Source organism: Mycobacterium sp. TH-M15 (assembly GCF_057473705.1).
This window is the reverse complement of the sequence record NZ_JBYCLB010000587.1, coordinates 1-3,858: the sequence shown is the minus strand read 5'-3', so window position 1 is coordinate 3,858 and position 3,858 is coordinate 1. Positions and strand designations below refer to the sequence as shown.

Annotated in this window: 3 protein-coding genes; 1 reads left to right on the top strand and 2 read right to left on the bottom strand. The window is 70.7% G+C overall.

The genetic code is table 11. The features are described from left to right. Positions 1-141: 141 nt before the first annotated feature. Entirely contained in the window at positions 142-1,431 is a 1,290-nt protein-coding gene (locus AC2VNT_RS14525; protein ID WP_486947527.1) for an ArsB/NhaD family transporter, read from the bottom strand. 22 nt (positions 1,432-1,453) lie between these two features. After that, positions 1,454-1,897, bottom strand: a complete 444-nt coding sequence (locus AC2VNT_RS14520; protein WP_486947526.1) for a CBS domain-containing protein — start codon at positions 1,895-1,897, stop codon at positions 1,454-1,456. 82 nt (positions 1,898-1,979) lie between these two features. Here AC2VNT_RS14520 and dxs point away from each other — a divergent pair. Further along, positions 1,980-3,858 (top strand): 1-deoxy-D-xylulose-5-phosphate synthase (gene dxs, locus AC2VNT_RS14515; protein ID WP_486947525.1); only part of this gene is annotated, 1,879 nt, incomplete at its 3' end.

The following is a 3,858-nucleotide window of genomic DNA, read 5'->3' as shown; positions in this document are numbered from 1 at the left end:
GGCTACGCGCACCACGTGGTCGTCGACGCGGGGGCGACCTTTGCGGCCGCCCCCCGGCGGCGGCCGCCGCCGCCGGGCCCGGCGGCGGACTCGGGTTCGGCCCACCGCGGTTCGAGCCGGCCCGGCCCGGAGTCGCCCGGTTCATCCCAGGACGAAGTAGCGCAGCCATAGATACAGCGCCGACAGCGCCACCGAGACCACGGTGACCACGATGCCTTTGCGGGTGAACTCCCAGAACGAGATGGGATTATCTGCGCGGCGGGCGATTCCGAGCATCACCACGTTGGCGCTGGCCCCCACCGCGGTGAGGTTGCCGCCGAAGTCGGCGCCGAGCGCCAGCGCCCACCACAGCACGTCGGGGTGCAGCTGGCCCGGGATGGATGCCGAGAGGTGGGCGACGATCGGCGTCATGGTCGCCACGTACGGGATGTTGTCGATTATCCCGGAGACCGGAGTCGAGACGCCGAGGATCGCCATCGTGGCGAGCCGGGCGTTGCCTCCGGTGGCGTTCGTCGCCGCCTGCGCCAGATCGGCCACCATCCCGGTCTTGACCAGCGCGCCAACCATCACGAAGAGCCCGGCGAAGAACAGCAGCGTCTCCCACTCGACGCTGGACAGGTACTCCGAGCGTTTCGTCCCCGAGATCACCACCAGAACTCCGGCGCCCAGCAGCGCCACCATGGACGGCTCCAGGTGCAGCAGCGAGTGACCGATGAACGCGGCGAACACCACCGCGAGCACCGCGCCGCATTTGATCAGCAGCCCGCGGTCCCGGATCGCCTCGCCCTCCGCCAGCGACATCACGTCGGCGACCCGGTCCGGGTCGACGGTGAACGAGCCGGGGAACAGCCGGGGCAGCAGCACGACGAAGACCGCCATCACGACGATCACCAGCGGCGCCAGGTGCACCAGGAACGCGTTGAACGTCAGGCCGGCACGGCTGGCGATGATGATGTTCGGCGGGTCGCCGACCAGAGTGGCCGCGCCGCCGATGTTGGAGGCGAACACCTCGGCCATCAAAAACGGTGCGGCGCCGATCGCCAGCCGGTCGCAGACCAGCAGGGTCACCGGGGCGATCAGCAAGACGGTGGTGACGTTGTCCAGCAGCGCCGAGGCCACCGCGGTGACCAAGACCAGCAGGATCATGATCTGCAGCGGAGAGCCGTTGGCGCGCTTGGCCGCCCAGATCGCGATGTACTCGAACACGCCGGTCTGGCGCAGCACGCTGACGATGATCATCATGCCGAAAAGCAAGAAGATGACGTCCCAGTCGATGCCGGTCTCGTGCGAGTAGAAGATGTCGGCGGAGCTGATGATCGGCAGGCAGGCGATCACCCCGGCGCCGGCCAGCGCCACCTTGGTCTTGTCCACCCGGTCGGCGGCGATGAACGCATAGGCGATCACGAACACCGCGGTGGCAATGTAGATCATCGAAGCTCCGACACCGCCGCGATCATCGTTTCAGCGCGGCGGCCAGCAGCCGGGAGGCGGTGATCACGCCGTGCAACTGGCCGTCTTTGACCACCGCGATCAGCGGGCTGTGCAGCCGCGCCATGGTGGCGGCGACCTCGATGATGGTGTCGTCGGCGTCGGCGGCGGGCACGTTGTTCAGGTGTTCGGGCAGCACGTCGCGAACGGTCTTGCCGCCCAGCTTCTCCGCGGCCCGGTCGGCCATGGTCTCGTTGAGCACCCCGGCCAGGGACGGGTCGTCCTGCACGTAGCCGGGCACGATGAACCGGACCACCTGGGAGGCCGGCAGCACGGCGTAGGGTTTGCCGCTTGCGTCGGTGACCACGATGCCGGGCAGCCGGTGCTCGGCCAGCAGCCGGGCCGCGTCCAGCGCATCGGAGTCGACGGCGACCACCGGGAAGGCTTCGGCGATATCCTCGGCGTGCACCCCATGACCATACGTTGGCCGCGCCGCCTCGGCGGGCCGGATTCGGCCGAAGCCCGGAAGCGGCCGTGCGTACACTGGCGGGATGCTCGACGGGATCCGCGGCCCTGCTGACCTGCAGCACCTCAGCCAGGCGCAGCTGACCGAGCTGGCCGACGAGATCCGCGAGTTCCTGATCCACAAGGTGGCCGCCACCGGGGGGCACCTGGGTCCCAACCTCGGCGTGGTGGAGCTGACCCTGGCGCTGCACCGGGTGTTCGACTCGCCGCACGACCCGATCGTCTTCGACACCGGCCACCAGGCCTACGTGCACAAGATACTGACCGGCCGCGCTGCCGGCTTCGACATGCTGCGAAAAAAGGGTGGGCTCTCCGGCTATCCGTCACGCGCCGAGAGCGAACACGACTGGGTGGAGTCCAGCCACGCCAGCTCGGCGCTGTCCTACGCCGACGGGCTGGCCAAGGCGTTCGAGCTGACCGGGCACCGCAACCGGCACGTGGTCGCGGTGGTCGGTGACGGGGCGCTCACCGGCGGCATGTGCTGGGAGGCGCTGAACAACATCGCCGCGTCCCGCCGGCCGGTGGTGATCGTGGTCAACGACAACGGCCGCAGCTACGCCCCGACCATCGGCGGGCTGGCCAACCACCTGGCCACGCTGCGGCTGCAGCCCGGTTACGAGCGGCTGCTCAAGAGAGGCCGCGACGCGGTGCGCGGCATGCCGGTCGTCGGCGAGCTCGGCTACCAGGTGATGCACAGCGTCAAGGCCGGCGTCAAGGACGCGCTCAGTCCGCAGCTGCTCTTCACCGACCTCGGGCTGAAGTACGTCGGCCCGGTCGACGGCCACGACGAACGCGCCGTCGAGTCCGCGCTGCGGCACGCCCGCGGGTTCGGCGGACCGGTGGTGGTGCACGTGGTCACCCGCAAGGGCAAGGGCTACCGGCCGGCCGAGGACGACGACGCCGAGCAGATGCACGCCTGCGGAGTGATCGATCCGGTGACCGGGTCCGCCACCAAAGCGGCCGGACGCAGCTGGACGGCGGTCTTCTCCGACGCGCTGATCGAGTACGGCAGCGTCCGCCGTGACGTCGTGGCGATCACCGCCGCCATGCCCGGGCCGACCGGGCTGGCCCGGTTCGGGGAGCGGTTCGGCGACCGGATGTTCGACGTCGGCATCGCCGAGCAGCACGCCATCACCTCGGCGGCCGGGCTGGCGATGGGCGGACTGCACCCGGTGGTGGCCATCTACTCGACGTTCCTCAACCGGGCGTTCGACCAGATCATGATGGATGTGGCGCTGCACCGGCTGCCGGTCACGTTGGTGCTGGACCGGGCCGGGGTCACCGGCCCGGACGGCGCCAGCCACCACGGCATCTGGGACCTGTCGATGCTGGGCGCGGTGCCCGGGATGCGGGTCGCCGCCCCGCGCGATGCTATCCGGCTGCGCGAAGAGCTCGGCGAGGCGCTCGACGTCGGTGACGGCCCGACCGCGATCCGGTTCCCACGCGGCGACGTCGGCGAGGACATCCCGGCGCTGCGTCGAGAATCCGGGGTCGACGTGCTGGCGGTGCCGCGAGACGGGCTCGGCGCCGACGTGCTGCTGGTGGCGGTCGGTGCGTTCGCGGCCATGGGACTGGCGGTCGCCGAGCGGCTGCACAACCAGGGCATCGGGGTGACCGTGATCGACCCGCGCTGGGTGCTGCCGGTCAGCGCGGCGCTGCGCGAGCTGGCCCGTGCCCACAAGCTCGTCGTCACCTGCGAGGACAACGGGGTGGCCGGCGGGGTCGGGTCGGCGGTGTCGGCGGCGTTGCGGGCCGCCGAGGTCGACGTGCCGTGCCGCGACGTCGGGCTGGCGCAGCGGTTCTACGAGCACGCGTCCCGCGGTGAGGTGCTCGCCGAGGCGGGTCTGACCGAGCAGGTGGTGGCCCGGCAGGTCACCGGCTGGGTGGCGGCGATGGGCGCGTGCA